The organism is Flavonifractor plautii ATCC 29863 (genome assembly GCF_000239295.1).
In the GTDB taxonomy this organism is placed as follows: Bacteria; Bacillota; Clostridia; order Oscillospirales; family Oscillospiraceae; genus Flavonifractor; species Flavonifractor plautii.
On the sequence record NZ_JH417736.1, the window covers coordinates 24,521 to 43,355 of the forward strand.

The window sequence follows — 18,835 nt, forward strand, 5'->3', positions numbered from 1 at the left end:
TTTTCGCCCCATTTTGCCTGTTTTTTGAGAAAAATGCGTATTTAGCCGGGGCATCCTCCATCAAAAACATGCAATTATGCGCATTTTTAGGTTTCATATTGCGCAAAAGCGCCTATTCGTTGAGCTGCAACGAATAGGCGCTTTTGTGACGGGCACCGGGCGCAAAAAACAGGCATTTATGCGCAATGAGCGCCGCTGTATGCGGCAGCGGCCGGAGGGGCCGCCCCCTGTCTCCCGCACCGCTTATAATGGATTCTTCCATATTGGCATGCCTCTTGCTGATTCCATGGGCGAAGGCCCCGCTCGGTAAGCGGGGCGCGGAACACAGAAAGGATGATGTGATGTGGCGCAGCGGATCACAGCCGAGGAAGCGGCTGCTCTGATTCAAGATAACATGGCCCTTGGGGTGGGCGGCTTCGGCGCCTATGCGGCTCCGGACGAGCTTCTATCCGCCCTAGCGGAACGGTATGAGCGCCTGGGAAGCCCCAGAGCCCTGACGGCGGTATGCGGCATCAGTCCCGGCAGCAACCGGCCCGACGGCCGCGGACTGGCCCGGCTCCGGGCTCCTGGCCTGCTGGATACCGTGATGGCTGGGCACTTTGCCAACCCGCCCGAGATCGCCGAGCTCATCGGCACCAACCAGGTGGCGGCCTATGCCCTGCCCCTTGGCGTGATGCTCCACCTGTGGCGGGCGATCGCCGGCCACAAGCCCGCGGTGCTCACCCATGTGGGGCTGGGCACCTTTGCCGATCCCCGGGTGGAGGGCTGCAAGGCGAATCAAAAAACCCGGGCTCAGGGCCGGGACATCGTGGAGTTAGTTTCGCTGGACGGGCGGGATTATCTGGCCTACAAGACCTTCCCCATCGACGCCTGCTTCATCCGGGCCACCTGGGCCGACGAGGACGGCAGCCTGTCCATGGAGGATGAAGGCGTGGGCGACTATGCCGCCGAACTGGCCGCCGCCACCCACAACAGCGGCGGCATTGTTATTGCCCAGGTGCGGGGGATCGTCAGCCGTGGCTCTCTGCCGCCCAAGAGCGTACGGGTTCACCACCCGATGGTGGACTATGTGGTGGTCAATACCGACCCGGCCCTGCATATGCAGAGCTACGCGGCCCAGCTCCGTCCGGAGCTCAGCGGGCAGCTCCGCCGCCCCACCGACTCCATCCCGCCCATGCCCCTGGACAACCGTAAACTCATCGCCCGCCGGGGAGCCCTGGAGCTGCGGCCCGACTGTCTCATCAATCTGGGCATCGGCATTCCCTCCGGGGTTGGAGTGGTGGCCAACGAGGAGGGCATCGCCCAGCGCATCACCCTCTCCCTGGAGTCCGGTCCCCAGGGCGGCGTGCCGGTGGAGGGGGCTGGATTCGGTTCAGCGGTCAACGCCGAGGCCATCTATACCGTGGCCGATACTCTTGAGCTTTATGACGGCGGCATGCTGGATCTGTCCTTCCTGGGCGCGGCGGAGGTTGACTGCCACGGCAACGTAAATGTCTCCAAGTTCGGCTCCCGCTGCACCGGCCCCGGAGGCTTTGTCAACATCTCCCAAAATACCAAACGCGTGTTTTTTACCGGAACCTTTACCGCAGGCGGCCTAAAGGAGGAGGTGCGGGACGGCAGGTTGGTTATACTGCAAGAGGGCAGGAGCAAAAAATTCCGCCGTCAAGTGGAGCAGATCACCTTTTCCGGCGATTACGCGGTCAAAAGCGGCCAGGATGTGACCTTCCTTACGGAGCGGGCGGTGCTCAAGCTGACGCCGGATGGGCTGATGCTCACCGAAATCGCCCCCGGCGTGGAGCTGGAGCAGGATATTCTGGCCCAGATGGAGTTCAGGCCCCTGATTTCCCCGGAGCTGCGTGAGATGGACCACCGCATCTTTCAGGCGGGCCCCATGGGGCTGACACTGTGAGGGGGACGTTTATGGAAACCCGGGTCAAGGCGCCGCTGGCCGCAAACCGTCGGCGCGCCCTTCTTTTTGTGCTCACACTGGTGCTCCCCGCCCTGATTCTTCTGCTGCGCCCCCTCGGCTTTACCCTACAGCAGTCCGTCATCCTCGCCGCCCTGGTGCTCACCATCCTGTGGTGGGTGACCGGGGTGGTGGAGCGGACAGCGGCCTCTCTCTTTTTGCTGGCGGCCTTTTTGCTGTGCAGCGGCGCGCCGGTCCAGACAGTCTTTTCCTTCCCCCTGTCAGAAAATTTTGTCCTCATCACCGTCTCTTTTCTGTTTTCCCAAGGAATTTCCAACAGCGGCCTGCCGGGCAAGCTGCTCCAGCCTCTTCTGGCGCACTTTGCCCGCTCCCCCGGGCGTATGGTGCTCTCCCTCCTCCTCTCCGCCGCGGCCATGATGTTTCTCATTCCCCAGCCCTTTTCCCGCATCATTATCCTTTCGTTGATCTACCGGGAGTACTTTGCTAGAATAAACCTGTCCGAGCCTTTGCGCACCGCCCTCCTGTTCGGCCTTTATTATTTCTCTATTTTGATAAATATGTCCATGATTCGGGGCGATATTATTCTCAATGGCGCCCTCTCCTCCATGGCCGGTCTGACCGTAGATGAGGGCGTCTGGGCGGCCTATATGTGCTGGCTCCCACCCTGGCCTACCTGCTGGCGGCGGTCCTTCTCTACCGGTTCCTGTTCCGCAGGGTGCTGCGCACCTTCCCCTCCAGCCCGGCACAGACGGCGGAGCGGGTTCAGCTCACTGGGTCGGAACGGCGCAACCTGGTCTTTCTGCTGGCCGTGGTGGTGCTTTGGGCCACCGAGGATTTTCACCCCCTTACCGGCACTCTGGTTGTGGCAGCCGCCACGGCGCTCATGTTCCCCCTGGGGCTGCTGCGCCTGCCGGACGTAAAGGCCATCAACGTCAAGCTGCTGATTTTCCTCACAGCGGCCTTTGCCATCGGTGGAACCTTAAAGTCCTGCGGTGTGGCCGACCGGCTGTTTTCCCTTTTTGTTCCTGTTTTTCCACAGACATTCTCGCCGGCTTACGCAGCGGTGGTTCTGCTGACCGTGGTACTGCTCCACACCGTGCTGGGCAGCAACATCACCACCATGTCGGTGGTAGTACCCGGGCTGATGTCCATCGGTGCCGGGGTGGCCCCTCCTCTTCCGCTGATGTTTCTCATCTGCATTGCGGTGTGCAGCCAATTTCTTCTGCCCTTCCACCATGTAATTCTGCTGCTGGGTGAAGGCGACCGCTGCTATTCCACCCATGAGCTGCTCCGGGTTGGCATCCCCCATACCGCTCTTATGCTTTTCGCCGTATTTCTGCTCTATCTCCCCTGGTGGCGGCTGCTGGGGGCGCTGTAGGGCCAAGAGAGGAGGCTTCCGCCCCATGTCCGGCGCTAATATCAAACGCCTAATGGATCCGGAGATCCTGGCGGCTATCATGGACTCGGCCACCGACGGCTTCACCTATACGGACGAAACCGGATATATTGTCTACAACAACCGGGCTTACAGTGAAATGACCGGGCTTCCGGATGAAAAGATCCAGGGGCACAACATCCACCAGCTTGTCAAGGAGGGGTTTCCCATCTCGCGGATGATGCTGGAGGTGTTCCAGAGCCGGGAAACCCGCTCCGAACTCATCAAGTACCAGGCCGACTCCGAGCGGCTTCTCCTCGTCACCCTCTCCCCTGTCTACAGCCCGGACGGACGATTCCGCGGCGCGGTGGGCAACGTGCGGGACATGACCGAGCTGATGCAGCTCCGCCAGCAGATGGACATCACCTATTTGGACTACGACCGGGAGATGCAGGTCAAAGAGAAGGCCAACCGGGAGCTGGTTCAGCGCATCAATGAGATGCTCCACCTGATGGAGGACTACGACATCGTAGGCAGGAGCAAGGCCATGCACAACCTGGCGGAGCTGGCCCTGCGGGTCAGCCACGTCCGCTCCACCGTCCTGATTACCGGCGAATCCGGCGTTGGTAAGGATGTCTTTTGCCGCATGATCTGCCGCTTTGCGGGCAGCCCGGACTATATCAAGATCTCCTGTGGGAACCTTCCGGAGAACCTGCTGGAATCAGAGCTGTTCGGCTATGAGGCCGGCGCCTTTACCGGGGCCAACCGGACGGGAAAGCGGGGAATCTTTGAGCTGGCGGGAGACGGCGTGATCTTTTTGGACGAAATCGGCGAACTGCCGCCCCAGCTCCAGGTGAAGCTGCTGACCGTGCTCCAGGACCGCCGGTTCTACCGCATCGGCGGCACCGCTCCCCTGCCTATGAACGCCCGCGTCGTGGCCGCCACCAACCGGGATCTGAAAAAAGAGGTGGCCCAGGGCTCCTTCCGCCGGGATCTCTATTACCGACTCAACGTCATTCCCGTGCACATTCCGCCCCTGCGGGAGCGGACCGAGGATATCCTGCCCCTGGCCGAGCACATCCTGCTGCGCCTGAACCGCCAGCAGGGAACCGGGAAGCTGTTTGGCCAGGCCTTCAAGAAGGCCCTTCTGGCCTACCGCTGGCCAGGCAATATCCGGGAGCTGAACAACATCATCGAGCGGGCCTTTGTACTGGCAAGGAGCGACACCCTCGAGCTGGAGGATCTGCCCGACGAGATGACCGCCCAGTGGCTACAGCGTACGCCCCAGGGGCCGGTACCGGCGGGCTCCAGCCTGCACTGCATTTTGGAGGAGGTTGAGGCCGCAGTATTGGCCCAGCGTCTTCAGGAGGACCGTACCCTCAGCGAGATTGCCGCCACTCTCGGCATTGATCTGTCGACTCTGGTTCGCAAGATCAAAAAGTACAACCTGCCAAAGCGCCACAACCGTGGAAAATAAAACTGTGAGAGAATCATGTCATAAAAATACAGGGATGTACCCCAGGAGAGATGGGCTTGCGGCAGGGGCAGCCCAAACCATTCCCTGCTTAGAGGGGGGAGGCTGATGCCTCCCCCCTGTCACCCTCATTTGGATTCGGCTGAACGGTTCTCCTCCGTACTCTACCACCACTTTCACCCGCTTTAAGACAGCCTGTCCGCCCGCACACGGTCTTTGAATTGTCTGCATGCCTCCCTGCAATTCTCCAGAAGGCATTGGATCTCACTGCCATCCGCGTGGTCAATGTGGATGCCGACCGCTACACTGACATTGCATTTCAGCTCGGTAGCCAGATACTTTGCCGCCCACCGTGCCGCCTCGTCGTCTCTGTGTCCGAACACACACAGCACACTGACGGTAGCGCCGCGCATTTTGTGTCCCACTGTTCCGGATTCGTCGCACCCCAGCGCCGCAGCTCCCACATGATGACGGCCCCCACCGCAGATTGTGACACTATAATCCCTGCCACACTGGACGGCACAGAGTTCAATTTCATATTTGCTTTGCCCTGCAATTGTAATACGATACTCCTCCATAGCGCCCCATCCTTATCCCTGAATTTTTATTTATTATACAACAATACTATAAGGAAATCCATCATTAGATTGTGCATCTTAGAGGCAGCTCCACGCTCTGTCGTCCAAAGCGTGGTATAAATTGTTGCCGATAGGACACCGCAATATTATGCTTCTCATTTCAAAAATGAGGCTTGGCTTGGCTGTGCTTTCTCACGGTATTTGCAGCAACATTTCTGCCTCTCAATGCATCTGCCCGAGACTTTAAGGCACAAAACAAATGGTCGGGAACGCAGAGAAAAGGCACTGTATTTCTACGAAATACAGTGCCTTTTCAAACGCTGCGCCGGTCTGAATCGTTCCGCCGTACGGTGTTGAGCATCGACCCAGCGGTATTTCTCCGCTATTTTGTGAGCAGTCCCATTCCGTCTGCGCTCCCCATGACCGGTATCAGCGCTGTACCCGGCCGGAGCCGTCTCCACCGGCCAGCTTTTCGACCTCCGCCACGGTGATGCGGTTAAAATCTCCCTCAATTGAGTGTTTGAGGGCGGAGGCCGCTACGGCAAATTCAATGGCCGCCTGGCTGTCCTTTCCAGCCAGCAGGGCGTAAATCAATCCGCCGCCAAAGCTGTCTCCGCCGCCCACCCGGTCCACGATGCGCAGGTGATACTCCTTGGAGAAGCAGTAGTGTTCCCCATCGTACAGCATGCCGGCCCAGTCGTTGTCGCTGGCGGAAATGGAGCTGCGCAGGGTGATGGCCACCCGCTCAAAGCCGAACTGGTCAGCCAACTGCCTGGCCACACTCTTGTAGCCTTCCTTATTTAACTTGCCGCCAGTAATGTCGGTCTCCGCAGCCTCAATACCGAACACGTCCTTGGCGTCTTCCTCATTGGAGATGCACACGTCCACATACCGGCACAGCTCACTCATGGCCGCCCGGGCCTGCTCCCGGGTCCACAGCTTGCCCCGGTAGTTCAGATCGCAGGAGATCTTGACTCCCCTGGCCTTGGCTGCCCGGCAGGCGTCCTTGCAGATCTCCACCACATTGGGGCCCAGAGCGGGCGTGATGCCGGTAAAGTGGAACCAGTCCGCCCCGGCAAAAATTGCGTCCCAGTCAAAGTCGGCAGGCTGGGCCTCCTGGATGGCGGAGTGGGCCCGGTCGTAGATGCACACGCTCCCCCGCTGGGAGGCCCCCTTCTCCAGGAAATAGATGCCCACCCGGTCTCCGCCCCGGACGATATGGGAGGTATCAACGCCAAAGCTGCGCAGGGCGTTGACCGCCGCCTGGCCGATGGCGTGGCCGGGCAGCTTGGTAACATAGACGGAATCCAGCCCGTAGTTGGCCAGAGAGACGGCTACATTGGCCTCCCCGCCGCCGAAGGTGGCCTGCAACTGGTCGTTCTGGAAGAACCTATAGTATCCATTGGGGGCCAAACGGAGCATGATCTCGCCAAAAGTTACAACGCGCTTGTTCATGGTACGTCCCTCCTTATTTCTGCACCAGGTGGATGGCAAAGCCCCCAAAGTCTCCCTCCAGGTAGACCGCCTTTGCCCGCCCCTTGGCATCGGTCTTACAGGTGGCGTGGTCAATCGCCACCCCGCGGCGCTCCAGATGATAGATGGCCCGCTCCACACTGTTGGTACCGATGGCGATGTGTCCGTGGACGCCGGGGCCGGGGACCTTGGTGCACTCCACCGCCGTCCCCGCGTGGTTGGAGCTGTTCCCCGCCCGGAAGGGCAGGCCGAACAGGCCGCAGATAGTCCTGGCCGTGCGCTCGGACGCCTGGGCGTCCAAGCAGTTGATGCCCACATGGGCCAGGCTGAAGCCCAGCATGGTATCCACCGCCTCCCGGGTCAAGCGGGTGATTTCGGCCCAGTTCTCCGCCTCAATGAGGTCTTTTTTCACCATCCAGGTGCCGCCGCAGGCCACAACCTGGTCAAAGGACAGATAATCCATCAGATTTTTGGCGCTGACACCGCCGGTCGGCATCCATTTCAGAGCCTTATAGGGTCCGGCGATGGCTTTGAGCTTGGCCACACCGCCGTTTTGCTCGGCGGGGAAAAACTTGACCGCCTCCAGCCCAAAAGCCATGGCCTGTTCCATCTCGCCTGGGGTAGCGGTACCGGGCAGGATCAGCCCCCCCTTGGACTTTACATAGCGCACGGTATCGGGGTTGAAGCCGGGACTGACAATAAATTTGGCCCCGGCCGCCAGGGCCCGGTCCACCTGTTCATGGTTTAAAACGGTACCCGCACCCAGAAGCATCTCGGGCACCTCAGCCGCAATCGCCCGCATGGCCTCCTCGGCGGCACAGGTGCGGAAGGTCACCTCTGCCGCAGGCAGCCCTCCCTCCACCAGGGAGCGGGCTAGGGGGACGGCCTTCTTCGCATCGTCAATGGCGATAACCGGGATGATGCCAATGCGGCAAATCTGTTCCAAAATGGGATTCATACTCCATATCCTTTCCCGTCCGGCTACACAGCCGCGGCGCCGTTTTGTCCATTACGCTGAATGTTATTCTTCTGAATCGCTTCCCACAGGCCGTTCAGATAGCTGGCGCCCAGGGCCCGGTCATACAGGCCGTAGCCCGCCCGCCCCTTTTCGTCCCAGATCATGCGTCCGTGGTCGGGGCGTATGTAGCCCTCGAAGCCCACATCGTAATAGGCCTTCATAATTTCGTACAGATCCAGGCTTCCGTCGCCGGAGAGGTGGGCCGCCTCCTCAAACCGGCCGGGGCCGGTGAACTTAATGTTGCGCACATGGGCAAAGTGGATATGTCCCTCTCCGCCGAACTCCCGTACCAGGGCAGGAATGTCGTTACAGGGGCTGGAGCCCAGAGAGCCTGAGCACAAGGTCAGCCCGTTATAGGGGCTGTCCACCAGCTCCACGATGCGGCGCATATTCTCCCGGCAGGTGTAAATGCGGGGCAGGCCGAAGATATCCCAGGGGGGATCGTCGGGGTGGATGGCCATCTTCACATCGTACTGCTCGCAGACGGGAATCACTGCCTCCAGGAAATACTTCAGGTTGCGGAACAGGTCCTCATGGGAGACATTCTGGTATTGGGCAAACAGGCGCTTGAGCTCCGCCATGCGTTCCGGTTCCCAGCCCGCCATCTCAAACTCCCCTGCCCCCTGTTGGATCTGATCCGCGAAGGCCTGTGGGTCGGTGATGCGGTCAATGACTGCCTGATCATAGGCCAGGACTGTGGAGCCGTCGGGCCGCGGCTTGGCCAGATCAGTGCGGGTCCAGTCAAAAACCGGCATAAAGTTGTAGCAGATCACCTTTACGCCCGCCTGGCCCAGCCGCCGCACCGTCTCCCGGTAGTTGTCGATATACGCGTCCCGTCCGGGCAGGCCCAGCTTGATGTCCTCATGGACATTGACGCTCTCAATGACCTCCATCTCCAGGCCAGCGGCATTGACTTCCTCTTTGAGGGCTGAGATGCGCTCCGTGGGCCAGAGCGCGCCGGCGGGCAGATCCATCAGGGAGGTGACCACGCCGCTCATGTTGGGGATTTGCTTGATGTATCGCAGCGGTATGGGATCCAGTTGGCTCCCATACCAGCGAAATGTCATCTTCAAGGCTGTTTCCTCCTTACACTTCCCGCCCTGCTGCCGTCTGAAGGGCGGAACAGAATCCTCTGTTTCTGTTATGGCTGTTTACATACACAATTGCGGTGCAGGGTGGCCCGCACTGCCCCCGGGCCGGCCAGCATGTCCCGGAACATCTCTTCTGTCCTCTCCCCCAGGCCTGCTGCATACAGATCAACCCCAAAGAGGGCTGCATTGGACAGGATGGGGCGGAGCTGTCCTGCCAGGGAATCGGGCCGGCCCACTTCAATTCCCTTCAGGTGGGCCTGGAGCTGGGGCAGCATGGGGTCCGGGCTGACAGGCATGGCGTTTCCCCTGTCATCCACCCCCAGCAGGTAGCGGCACCAGCCGGCGAACACCAGGGGGGCGAACTCCAGTCCGGCCAATGCCTGCTCCGACTGCCGTGCATAGCGCCTGAGGGTACCGCCGTAACGGACGGGCAGCTTCTGTGAGGTGTCGGCTGCGATACGCTGCGGTGTATCCGGGATGGCGGGATTGGGGAATCGCTCATGGAGCACCTCGTCAATGAATGCCCTGGGGCTGAGGATACCGGGATCTTCCACCACGGGCAGACTCTCGGCGGCAATATGCTCCACCAGGGCCTTGAGATCTGCATCCCCCATTTCGGCGGCGATGGAGGTATACCCCAGCAGGCAGCCGTACACCGCCAGAGCGGTGTGCAGGGGGTTTAGGCAAGTGCCCACCTTCATCTTTTCCGCCTTCTCCACGGTGGTCCGGTCCGTGAGATACACCCCCGCCCCTTCCAGGGCGGGGCGTCCGTTGGGGAAAGCGTCCTCCAGCACCAGGTACTCCGTGATCTCCGCGTTGACAAAGGGGGCGATAAGGGTGCCCGTGTTGGTGCGGGCAATGGCCATGTCCGCCACACCCAGGCGCCCCAGCTCCTCCTGCACCCGCTCGGAGGGGTGGGGGGTAATTTTGTCGATCATGGACCAGGGGAAGCTCACCCGGCCCTCGTCCTCCAGCCAGTCCAGGAAAGCGGACTCTACCAGCCCCCGCTCCGCCCAGTCCCGGGCCATGGACAGCACCCCGGCGCGGAGCTTCTCCCCGTTGCGGGCACAGTTGTCCATGCTCACCATGGCAATGGGCGCGCCTCCGGCCTGGAAACGGCGGTACAGCAGAGCCGCCGCGATAGACATGGTGTGACGGGGCCCCTCCGGCCCGGCGGCCAGATCCCGCTCCACCACCGGCAGGGGCTTTTTCTCCAGATCGGTTAGGGCGTAGCCCTTCTCGGTAATGGTGAAGCTGGCCATCTGGAGAGTCGGGCTGCAAAACACCCGGGTCAGCCTGGCCCAGTCAGGGCCGGCGCAGTCGGCCTTGAGGCCGCCGGCCACGCTGGCAATCACCTCCCGCTCCTCGCTGCCGTCGGCGCGCATGCGCACCAGCAGGCTCAGGGCGTCATAGGGGCTATAGACCTGGTCAATGATCTGAAAGTCAAAGGATTCGGCGGCCAGGATGCCTGTGTCGGCCCTGCCGGTATTCAAAAGAGTCTGCTGGGCCGCGGCCAGGAACCCCCGGAAGATGTTGCCCGCGCCAAAGTGGAGCCACACCGGCGCCTCCCAGGTGCGGGCCCGTACGGCAGCCACATCGTAGCGGGGCAGCCGGATACCGGCTTGCGCCCAAGCCGCCCGGTCCTGCAGACCTTGCATATTCAAATGTAACATGTTTGCGCCTCTCTCATCACACTCTGGTATCCACCAGATGCTTGCCCAGCTTTTTCTCCAGCATGCCCTGAATTTGGGTCAGGACCGTGCTGAAAATCAGGTAGACAAAGGCGGCCTCGATATACAGCAGCAGCGGCTGGAACTTGACCGCGTTGATGGCCTGGGCAGTCTGGAAGATCTCATGAACGGTAATGGTCGCCACCAGGGAGGTGTCCTTCAGCAGGCTGATGAAGGAGTTACCCAGGGAGGGCACGGCCACCAGGGCGGCCTGGGGGACGATGATCCGGCTCATGGTCTGCCACTTGTTCAGACCCAGAGCCCTGCACGCCTCATTCTGGCCCTTGGGGATGGAGCCCAGGGCTGCACGGATGACCTCGGAGTTATAGGCGCCCTGGCTGATAGTCAGGGCCAAGATGGCCGCCGGGATGGGATCAAGGATGATGCCCACATAGGCCAGGCCAAAAAAGATGATGAAGATTTGTACGATCAGCGGCGTACCGCGGATGACCCAGACATAGAACCAGGAAATGGCTTTTAAGGGCTTCCATTTGGACATCCGCATCAGCGCCACCGCGAAGGCCACGACCAGTCCCAGGATAAACGAAACGAGCATCAGAGGTACCGAAATGGTAAGACCGGCCTTAAAGAGCGGCCAGAACGAATCGATGAGCAACTGAAGGGTATTATCCACAGCGGCCCGCCTCCTTTAGAAATAGTGTTCATAGGGCCGGGGGACCGCCTGCGGCGGCCCCCCGGCGGAAAAGTGCTGGGGTCAGCTTACTTCTGATAGATGCTGGTGCTGTCGGCCACGGACTGGCCAAAGTACTGAACGGTCAGGTCGTAGCAGGTGCCGTCATCGATCATCTCCTGCAGGATCTCGTTGACTTTCTCGGTCAGGGTGTCGGCGCCCTTCTGGAAGGCCACTGCGGACTGGATGATCCACTCCTCGCCCTCCTCGGGCTCATAGATAGCGGCAATCTTCACGTTCATGTCGGGGCGCTCCTTCATGTACTCCTCTACGGCGGCCACATTGTTGACGGTGGCATCGGCGCGGCCGGAGACAATCAGATCCATGGCGGCGGTGAGGGATGCGTCGGACAGCTCCGCGCCCGCCTTGCGGGCCAGATCACCGGCGGTGGAGTTCAGGGCGTTGGCGCAGCTCCTGCCGGCCAGGTCGGCAAAGCTGGTAATCTCCTCGTTGTCACCGGCCACCACCAGGCAGAAGGGGTTCTCGGCGTAAGCAATGGACATGTTGTACTTCTCCTGGCGCTCGGGCTTGGGGTTCACGCCGCAGATGATGCAGTCATAGCGTCCGGAGTCCATGCCGGCCTCCACAGGATCCCAACTGCTAGAGATCTGGAAGTCGGGCTCCACGCCCAGGCGGGAGCAGATCTCCTTGGCGATATCCACCTCAAAGCCGGTAAGCTCGCCGGTGCCATCCTCGTTGTAAACGTAGGGCACCCAGTTGCCCTCAGCGGCGATGGTCAGCTTGCCCGCGTCCAGAACCTTCTGGAGGGAGTCGTCGGCCGCGGGAGCCTCCGTGCCGGGGACAGCCGAACCGGTAGCGGGAGGATTGGTGTCAGGGGGCGTGGAGCCGGAGGGCTCACTGGGGCTGCCGCAGGCGGCCAGAGAGAGGACCAGTGCAAGAGAGAGGGCCGCAGGTACGAGTTTCTTCAGCTTCATTTGATTCACCTTTTCCTTTTCTGATTTTTATTGACCGGCGGAGACATCTGCCGGAAAATAACGTCAATCGTCCTCCACAAACCGCTCCAGAACCCGAAGATTCCGGCGGTCGGCGGCATAGGGATCGGAAAAATAGTGCTCGTCGGCCACCTCCTGCACCAGATATCCGGTATAGTGGTGGTCGTTCATGGTCTGAATCTGCTGGGCCAGGGCGGTGTTGCCATCCCCCCAGACGTTATGCAGCCAGGGATCTCCATCCAAAAAGTGCATGTGGATCAGCTCGGCTCCAAAGGCCCGGAACCAGTCCCCGAGAGTCTCACCCGCCGCGCCGGTGGCAATGTTGTCCACCATCATCTTCAGGCTGGGGTGTCCCACCTCCCGGTGCATCCGGCGGGCCCGCTCCAGGTTGCAGACCAGGTTGCTCTCGTCGTCCCGGAGGGACTCCATGACCAGTGTCACTCCACAGGGCTGGGCCACCTGACACAGCCGGCCCAGGTGATCCCGGCAGCGGTTCCACATGGCGGACTCGTCCTCTCCCTGGTAGCCCCAACCGGAGTTCACCACCACCCGGTCGGCCCCCAGCTCGGCGGCCAGATGGATGGCGTTGGAAAAATATCGAAAGGAGTACTCCAGGTGGGCGGGCTCCTGGGCGGCATACTGGTACTGGTAGGCAATGCTGGGGGCGGTGACCGACACCACCCGCACGCCGTGGGCCCTCAGCTTGGCCCTGAGGGCAGAGATATCGTCATAGCCGGTGTGATCCAGCCAGAAGTGGGCGGCGCCGCACCACAGCTCAATCTGCCCGATACCCAGGCGCTGCTGGCAATCCAGGAAGAAGTCCATGGAAAAGCGGCGGTAGTGCTGGTTCATGTTGACCAGCTGACTGCGTTTGATGCCTCTCATTCCGCCCCTCCTCTCAGGACCTCCAGGGCCCGCTCCTCCGGCCAGGAGGGCCGGCCGGCATAGCGCTCCCCCGGCAGCAGCAGGGACACCGGGCCGGCATAGCCCGCCGCCTCCAGCTCCGCCCGGTAGCGCTCCATGGGCAGCACACCCTCGCCCCAGGCCCGCCAGCCGTGGTAGTTTCCGTCGCACAGGCGCACCAGGCCGGTGTGCTCCCCCAACCGCTCGAACCACCGGGGGATGCTGTCGCCCCAGGTGCTCATAACGTTGGTGTCCAGGCACACCCCCAGGGCAGGGCTGTCCACCCGGCGGAGCAGCTCGGAGAGCTCCTCCAGCCTGCCCAGCACAGGAGACTCTGCAATAAGCGGGGTCTCCGGCCCCATGACCGGAGCCAGCAGCAGGCGCACACCTGCGGCCTCCGCCTGAGGACACAGCGCGGAAAGCAGTCCGGCGGCATTCCGCCGCAGAGCCTCCGGCTCTATATCCCAGCAGGCCCCCGCCGCCCCCAGCACCAGCCGTCCGGCCCCCAGCTCGGCGGCCAGGGCGATGCATACCCGGTAGTAGTCCAAGGTGGCCTCCCGCTGCCGCCCCGGCGGAGCGGTGAGGGAGTAGCGGTAGGGGGGCGGCGTGAGCACCCGGACAGGAAGCCCCGCCTCCGCCAAGGCGGCCCTGAGGGGAGCGGCGGACTCATGTCCCGTGTGGCTGCACCAGAAGTGGGGCGTCTGTGGCACGAAATCCACGCCGTCCAGGCCAAGCCGTACCTCCGCCTCCAAAAACGCGGCAAGCGGGACGCGGCTGTACGGGCCGTTGGAGCCCAAAAGGGGCCAGGTCGCCCTCATGGCTTACTTAATCTCGCCGGGATACCCGTTCTCACACAGCTCAAACCACACATAGGCGAACCGCTCGCCTTCGGCGCACTCGCTGCCGTGGTGGGAGCCGTGGGGGGTGAATGTGATGTCGCCGCCCTCCACGTGGATCTTTTCATCCTCAGCGGTGTAGGTGAAGGAGGCTCCGGGGAGCATGATGTACCACTGCTCCAGCTCGTTGTGGATATGCTGGCCGATGTAGTTAGGGCCGGTGCCGAAGTTGGCGCCCATGGACAGGCGGCCCAGGTTGCGGTGCTCGATCATCATCATCTGCTGGATGTCGGCGCCGGTAAAATCCTCCTTGTAGTGCCACGCCTGGGACACGCCCCGGAACCGGGGCAGGGTCAGGTGGGCCTCTTTCAGGCAGGTCTTGTCGTAGTCGTTGAGCTCGGTGACGAAATGGACGATCTCCATGCACTCCTTGGCATCGGCCGCACAGTGGAAGGTGAACTGCTCCTTGTCAAAGTCGGGCACAAACACAGAGACCTCCGTGATGTTGAACACGCGGCGGGGGGTGGCGATGTAGCCCTTGCCGGCGGTGATCAGAAACACCTGGTTGTGCTCCGTCTTGGAATAGAGGGCGGGCGAGAGCTCCGCGCCGGGCTGAAGGGAGATGCGCTCCACTGCCGCATCCTTGTAGGCGCCCTCCAGAACAGGCACCCGGGACACCCCATCGGTATACTCGTGGCGGATGTCGGCGCCCTTCGAAATTTTAACCAAAGCCATGGTACATTCCCCTTTACAATAAATTAAGCCTTTGAGTCAATGTGAATTGGCTTACTTGATCTCGCCGGGATAACCGTCGATGCACATTTCAAACCAGATGTAGTCGCACTGCCTGCCGGCCTCCACCTTGCTTCCGTGCCAGAAGCCGGTGGGGGTGAAGGACAGGTCGCCGCCGGTCATCTTTACTTCCTCGCCGCCGGCGGTGTAGATGAACTCGGAGCCGGGCAGGGGGAAATACCACTGGGCCAGCTCGTTGTGGATGTGCTGTCCGATCTCGATGGGGCCGGTGCCGCGGACGCAGCCCATAGACAGACGGCCCAGGTTGCGGTGCTCCAGCAGCATAATGGAGGTGGTGGTGTCGTTGTCCTTGAAATCCTCGTCGTAGGTCCAGCCCTCAGAGATACCGCGGAACCGGGGCAGTACCATGCGGGACTCCACCAGGCAGGTCTTGTCGTAGTCGCTCAGCTCGGTGATGATGTGGAGAAACTCCAGGGGCTGCTTGCTGTCCGCAGAGCAGGTGATGGTGAAGCGCTCCGCGTCAAACTCAGGGACGAATACGCCGGGCTCCCTGATGTTCCACGCCTGACGGGGGGTGGTCACATAGCCCTTGCCCTTGGTGAAGATAAAGAGCTGGTTGTGCTCGGTGACGGAGTAGACCTCCGGTGTGATGGAGCAGCCGGGCTGCAGGGCGCAGTGGGCGAAGTGGGCCTGGTCAAACTCCCCCTCCAGCACCGGCACACGGGCATAGCCGTCCACGAATTCGTACTTGACGCCGCTGTAGCGGGCCACCTTGATCTGAGACATGTTTGCTTCCTCCTTGAATGGTTTGAATCAGAGCATCTTGCTCAGGAAATCCTGAAGACGCTTGTTCTTGGGATGGGCGAAGAACTCCTCGGGCTCGCTGTCCTCCACAATGCGGCCGCCGTCGATGAAAATCACCCGGTCGGCCGCCTCGCGGGCAAAGCCCATCTCGTGGGTCACTACCAACATGGTCATACCATCGGCGGCCAGCTTCTTCATCACGTCCAGCACCTCGCCCACCATCTCGGGATCCAGGGCGGAGGTTGGCTCGTCAAAAAGCATGACCTCGGGCCTCATGGCGAGGGCCCGGGCGATGGCGATGCGCTGCTGCTGTCCGCCGGAGAGCTGGTTGGGGTAGGCGTCCCGCTTATCCTCCAGACCCACGGTCTTCAGCAGCTCCATGGCCTGGCTCTCGCACTCCTTCTTATCCCGCTTTTTAACCAGGGCGGGGGCCAGCATGATGTTGTCCAGCACCGTCAGGTGGGGAAAGAGGTTAAACTGCTGGAACACCATGCCCATACCCAGGAGCACCTTGTTGGCGCTCCTGGCGTCGGCGCTGACCAGATCCACATCGTGGTAGAGGATCTGTCCCCCTGTGGGCTTTTCCAGCAGGTTCAGGCAGCGCAGAAAGGTGGACTTGCCGCAGCCGGAGGGGCCCACAATGGCCACCACCTCGCCGGGCTGGATCTCGATGTCGATGCCCTTGAGCACCTCGTGCTTGCCAAAGCTCTTCTGAAGCCCTTTGACGCTGATCATACTCATACCGTATCTGCCCCCCGTAAGTGATACTGCTCGAAACCGAAGTAGTGGATGCTGTTGCGATAGGATATCCCGGCCACCAGCCGCTCCAACGCGGCGGGGTCATCGGGGAATTCGCCGTCCTCCACCCACCGGCCGATAAGGTTGCAGAGGATGCGTCGAAAGTACTCGTGCCGGGTGTAGGACAGGAAGCTGCGGGAATCGGTGAGCATCCCGATAAAGTTGCCCAGCAAGCCGCCTGCGGCCAAGGTGGTAAGCTGGGCCTCCATCCCCGGCTTGTGGTCGTTGAACCACCAGGCGGAGCCGTGCTGTAGCCTCCCCGCAGTACCGGGCCCCTGGAAGCAGCCCATCAGGGCCACCAGCGCGGCGTTGTCGCTGGGCTCCAGGGAATAGAGGATGGTGCGGGGCAGCTCCCCCGTCTCATCCAGCCCGTCCAGGAAAGCAGCCAGTGCCGGCAGGTTCACCCCAGGGCCGATGCTGTCGTAGCCGGTGTCCGGCCCCAGCAGGCGGTGCATACGGTGGTTGTTGTCCCGCTGGGCGGCGAAGTGAAGCTGCATGGCCCAGTCCCGCTTGGCGTAGCCCCGTGCCAGGTGGGTCAGCAGCGCCCACTTATACTGCCGCACCTCCTCTTCCGTCACGGTTTCTCCCGCCAGGCGGCGCCTGACCACGCTATCCAGTTCCTCCGGGCGGGCCGGGGCGTACCGCAGGTTGTCCAAGCCGTGGTCGGACACCTTGCAGCCGTGCTGTGCGAAGAAGTCCATCCGGTTATCCAGGGCGGCCAGCAGGCTCCCCCATCCGTTGATGTCCACCCCTGCGGCGGCGGAGAGCCGGGCCAGATAGTCTGGGAAGTCCTCCTTCTCCACGTTAACCGCCTTGTCCGGCCGGAATGCGGGGAGCACTTTGGTTTCCAGGGTATGGTCGGCAGCCAGCCTCTGGTGCCATTCCAGGGTGTCCGCCGGATCATCGGTGGTGCACAAAAGGGTCACATTGGATTTACGCAGGATCTCACGCACACTCAGGCCCCCGCCGATGACGGCGCTGCAGTGCTCCCACACCTGGCGGGCGTTGGCCGCCGTCAGGTGTCCCGTGTAACCGAAGTAGCGCCGCAACTCCAGATGGCTCCAGTGGTACAGGGGATTGCCCACCGCCTGCTCCACGGCGCCGGCCCAAGCCTCAAACTTCTCATAATCCCCGGCATCGCCGGTGATATACCGTTCGTCCACACCATTGGCCCGCATCAGCCGCCATTTGTAATGGTCCCCCTCCAGCCAGAGCTGGGTCAGGTTGTGGAAGATCCGGTCCTCCGCGATCTCCCGCGGGCTCACGTGGCAGTGGTAGTCCAATATGGGCAGACGTTCCGCCACCTGATGGTATAGATACCTCGCCGTATCACTGGTCAACAGAAAATCCTCATCCAGGAATGGTCTCATGGCTTTCCATCCTTCCTAGTCCGCCGTTTCCCGATGCGCGGGCCCGCCGGCCGCCCTGCTTTCCGCAGGAGTTCAATCTGTTTTATAATATATTTGTGATATATCTCTAGCCCAAAATGTAGCACAGTTCCCTCCATCCGTCAAGACATAAACCGATAATTTTGCCAAGATAGCCATTTCCCATCCTTAAATTTTGTAAATAAAGCACAAAAATTATCCATTTTTCCCCACTTTAAAGCCTTGACCCCTGGAAAAGATGCTGGTATAATGACACCAACGATGTTGTAAGTACAGCCATTTTTCTATGTGTCTGTCATATATCACATAGAGTATCAGGAGGATATGCCAATGGCGGCAGTGGTGGATAAACGGCGGGATAGTCTGTCGCAGGTCGCGTATGACCAGATCAAGACGATGATTCTGCAAAAAGATTTGACCCCGGGACAATTCATCAATGAGGCGCAGCTCCAGGCGCTGCTGGGGCTTGGACGTACTCCCGTCCGGGAGGCGGTTCTTGCCCTGGCTCAGGACAAGCTGGTTCATATACATCCCCGCAAAGGGATTGAAATCAGCCGCCCCACGCTCAAGGACATCCATGATATCTTTGAAATTCGCTCCCTGCTGGAACCTCTGATTCTCCATCAGTGCTTTCACCAGGTGGATCTCCAGTGGGCGGTGGACATGCGCACGCTGCTGCTCCAGCATCAGGACGACGAGGCCGGAAACGCGGGCCAGACGGCTGCGCCGCTTATTGAACTGGACAACGAATTTCACCTGAAGCTGGTTGACACACTTCACAACCAATATGCCTCCCAGCTCATGCGCAGCCTCACGGAATATCTCAACCTCATCCGCATCACAGCCTGGCGTCCAAGCCGTTATCAGGTCAGTAATCGGGAGCATATTGATATCCTGAATGCCATTTTAGAGCGCCGCCCGGAAGATGCCTGCCGGTTGCTGTCCGAGCACATTCAGCTCTCCTATCAGGAGGCCATCAATACCATGATTCACTGTTCCTTTTAGTGTGCAAAAATCCCCGCCGCAGAGAATCTGCGGCGGGG

At 61.1% G+C, this 18,835-nt stretch carries 17 protein-coding genes; 4 read left to right on the forward strand and 13 right to left on the reverse strand.

Annotation, left to right across the window (positions count from 1 at the left end; translation table 11 throughout):
- Positions 1-343: 343 nt before the first annotated feature.
- The 3 genes from HMPREF0372_RS07810 (at position 344) to HMPREF0372_RS07820 (ending at position 4,779) form a co-directional block, all read left to right on the forward strand.
- The gene (locus HMPREF0372_RS07810; protein ID WP_007490526.1) at positions 344-1,909 is read left to right on the forward strand and encodes an acyl CoA:acetate/3-ketoacid CoA transferase; all 1,566 of its coding nucleotides are present in this window, start codon (positions 344-346) and stop codon (positions 1,907-1,909) included.
- Positions 1,910-2,576: 667 nt separating this feature from the next.
- The gene (locus HMPREF0372_RS07815) at positions 2,577-3,305 is read left to right on the forward strand and encodes an SLC13 family permease (RefSeq protein WP_039996915.1); all 729 of its coding nucleotides are present in this window, start codon (positions 2,577-2,579) and stop codon (positions 3,303-3,305) included.
- Between the two features lie 25 nt (positions 3,306-3,330).
- Positions 3,331-4,779, forward strand: a complete 1,449-nt coding sequence (locus tag HMPREF0372_RS07820; protein ID WP_007490532.1) for a sigma-54 interaction domain-containing protein — start codon at positions 3,331-3,333, stop codon at positions 4,777-4,779.
- 182 nt (positions 4,780-4,961) lie between these two features.
- Here the strand turns inward: HMPREF0372_RS07820 and lpdD are convergent, their stop codons facing one another.
- The 13 genes from lpdD to uxaC all read right to left on the reverse strand — a co-directional run bounded on the left by lpdD (position 4,962) and on the right by uxaC (position 17,774).
- A complete protein-coding gene (lpdD, locus tag HMPREF0372_RS18705) occupies positions 4,962-5,354 on the reverse strand; it encodes a prenylated flavin chaperone LpdD (RefSeq protein ID WP_024723623.1) in 393 nt (130 codons plus the stop codon).
- Positions 5,355-5,783: 429 nt separating this feature from the next.
- Positions 5,784-6,809: a sugar kinase gene (locus tag HMPREF0372_RS07830; protein WP_007490537.1), complete on the reverse strand. Its 1,026-nt coding sequence runs from the start codon at positions 6,807-6,809 to the stop codon at positions 5,784-5,786.
- Between the two features lie 13 nt (positions 6,810-6,822).
- Positions 6,823-7,785 carry a bifunctional 4-hydroxy-2-oxoglutarate aldolase/2-dehydro-3-deoxy-phosphogluconate aldolase gene (locus HMPREF0372_RS07835; protein WP_007490539.1) on the reverse strand — a complete coding sequence of 321 codons (963 nt, stop codon included), beginning with the start codon at positions 7,783-7,785 and terminating at the stop codon, positions 6,823-6,825.
- Positions 7,786-7,808: 23 nt separating this feature from the next.
- Positions 7,809-8,918, reverse strand: a complete 1,110-nt coding sequence (uxuA, locus tag HMPREF0372_RS07840; RefSeq protein WP_039996917.1) for a mannonate dehydratase — start codon at positions 8,916-8,918, stop codon at positions 7,809-7,811.
- 68 nt (positions 8,919-8,986) lie between these two features.
- Entirely contained in the window at positions 8,987-10,609 is a 1,623-nt protein-coding gene (locus tag HMPREF0372_RS07845; RefSeq protein WP_007490542.1) for a mannitol dehydrogenase family protein, read from the reverse strand.
- A 16-nt stretch (positions 10,610-10,625) separates the two neighbouring features.
- Positions 10,626-11,300 carry an amino acid ABC transporter permease gene (locus HMPREF0372_RS07850; protein WP_007490544.1) on the reverse strand — a complete coding sequence of 225 codons (675 nt, stop codon included), beginning with the start codon at positions 11,298-11,300 and terminating at the stop codon, positions 10,626-10,628.
- An 86-nt stretch (positions 11,301-11,386) separates the two neighbouring features.
- The gene (locus tag HMPREF0372_RS07855) at positions 11,387-12,292 is read right to left on the reverse strand and encodes a transporter substrate-binding domain-containing protein (RefSeq protein WP_007490546.1); all 906 of its coding nucleotides are present in this window, start codon (positions 12,290-12,292) and stop codon (positions 11,387-11,389) included.
- 63 nt (positions 12,293-12,355) lie between these two features.
- Positions 12,356-13,195, reverse strand: coding sequence for a sugar phosphate isomerase/epimerase family protein (locus HMPREF0372_RS07860; RefSeq protein ID WP_007490547.1), 840 nt, complete (start codon positions 13,193-13,195; stop codon positions 12,356-12,358).
- Complete coding sequence (locus tag HMPREF0372_RS07865; RefSeq protein WP_007490549.1) at positions 13,192-14,031, reverse strand: sugar phosphate isomerase/epimerase family protein; 840 nt, start codon at positions 14,029-14,031, stop codon at positions 13,192-13,194. The genes HMPREF0372_RS07860 and HMPREF0372_RS07865 overlap by 4 nt, the downstream gene beginning before the upstream one ends.
- 3 nt (positions 14,032-14,034) lie before the next feature.
- Positions 14,035-14,784 carry a cupin domain-containing protein gene (locus HMPREF0372_RS07870; RefSeq protein WP_007490550.1) on the reverse strand — a complete coding sequence of 250 codons (750 nt, stop codon included), beginning with the start codon at positions 14,782-14,784 and terminating at the stop codon, positions 14,035-14,037.
- A gap of 51 nt (positions 14,785-14,835) precedes the next feature.
- The gene (locus HMPREF0372_RS07875; RefSeq protein WP_007490552.1) at positions 14,836-15,588 is read right to left on the reverse strand and encodes a cupin domain-containing protein; all 753 of its coding nucleotides are present in this window, start codon (positions 15,586-15,588) and stop codon (positions 14,836-14,838) included.
- Positions 15,589-15,615: 27 nt separating this feature from the next.
- Complete coding sequence (locus tag HMPREF0372_RS07880; RefSeq protein ID WP_024723630.1) at positions 15,616-16,341, reverse strand: amino acid ABC transporter ATP-binding protein; 726 nt, start codon at positions 16,339-16,341, stop codon at positions 15,616-15,618.
- A 2-nt stretch (positions 16,342-16,343) separates the two neighbouring features.
- Positions 16,344-17,774, reverse strand: a complete 1,431-nt coding sequence (gene uxaC / locus HMPREF0372_RS07885; protein WP_007490556.1) for a glucuronate isomerase — start codon at positions 17,772-17,774, stop codon at positions 16,344-16,346.
- A gap of 348 nt (positions 17,775-18,122) precedes the next feature.
- Here uxaC and HMPREF0372_RS07890 point away from each other — a divergent pair, with 348 nt between their 5' ends.
- The gene (locus HMPREF0372_RS07890) at positions 18,123-18,797 is read left to right on the forward strand and encodes a GntR family transcriptional regulator (RefSeq protein ID WP_024723631.1); all 675 of its coding nucleotides are present in this window, start codon (positions 18,123-18,125) and stop codon (positions 18,795-18,797) included.
- Positions 18,798-18,835 lie beyond the last annotated feature (38 nt).

Bases quoted from the DNA above. Each gene is read 5' to 3' on its own strand.
- HMPREF0372_RS07875 (WP_007490552.1), bottom strand. From the start codon at position 15,588: ATGTCTCAGATCAAGGTGGCCCGCTACAGCGGCGTCAAGTACGAATTC.
- HMPREF0372_RS07860 (WP_007490547.1), bottom strand. From the start codon at position 13,195: ATGAGAGGCATCAAACGCAGTCAGCTGGTCAACATGAACCAGCACTAC.
- HMPREF0372_RS07870 (WP_007490550.1), bottom strand. From the start codon at position 14,784: ATGGCTTTGGTTAAAATTTCGAAGGGCGCCGACATCCGCCACGAGTAT.
- HMPREF0372_RS07890 (WP_024723631.1), top strand. From the start codon at position 18,123: ATGGCGGCAGTGGTGGATAAACGGCGGGATAGTCTGTCGCAGGTCGCG.
- HMPREF0372_RS07865 (WP_007490549.1), bottom strand. From the start codon at position 14,031: ATGAGGGCGACCTGGCCCCTTTTGGGCTCCAACGGCCCGTACAGCCGC.
- HMPREF0372_RS07845 (WP_007490542.1), bottom strand. From the start codon at position 10,609: ATGTTACATTTGAATATGCAAGGTCTGCAGGACCGGGCGGCTTGGGCG.
- HMPREF0372_RS07830 (WP_007490537.1), bottom strand. From the start codon at position 6,809: ATGAACAAGCGCGTTGTAACTTTTGGCGAGATCATGCTCCGTTTGGCC.
- HMPREF0372_RS07835 (WP_007490539.1), bottom strand. From the start codon at position 7,785: ATGAATCCCATTTTGGAACAGATTTGCCGCATTGGCATCATCCCGGTT.
- HMPREF0372_RS07855 (WP_007490546.1), bottom strand. From the start codon at position 12,292: ATGAAGCTGAAGAAACTCGTACCTGCGGCCCTCTCTCTTGCACTGGTC.
- HMPREF0372_RS07820 (WP_007490532.1), top strand. From the start codon at position 3,331: ATGTCCGGCGCTAATATCAAACGCCTAATGGATCCGGAGATCCTGGCG.
- HMPREF0372_RS07880 (WP_024723630.1), bottom strand. From the start codon at position 16,341: ATGATCAGCGTCAAAGGGCTTCAGAAGAGCTTTGGCAAGCACGAGGTG.
- uxaC (WP_007490556.1), bottom strand. From the start codon at position 17,774: ATGAGACCATTCCTGGATGAGGATTTTCTGTTGACCAGTGATACGGCG.
- lpdD (WP_024723623.1), bottom strand. From the start codon at position 5,354: ATGGAGGAGTATCGTATTACAATTGCAGGGCAAAGCAAATATGAAATT.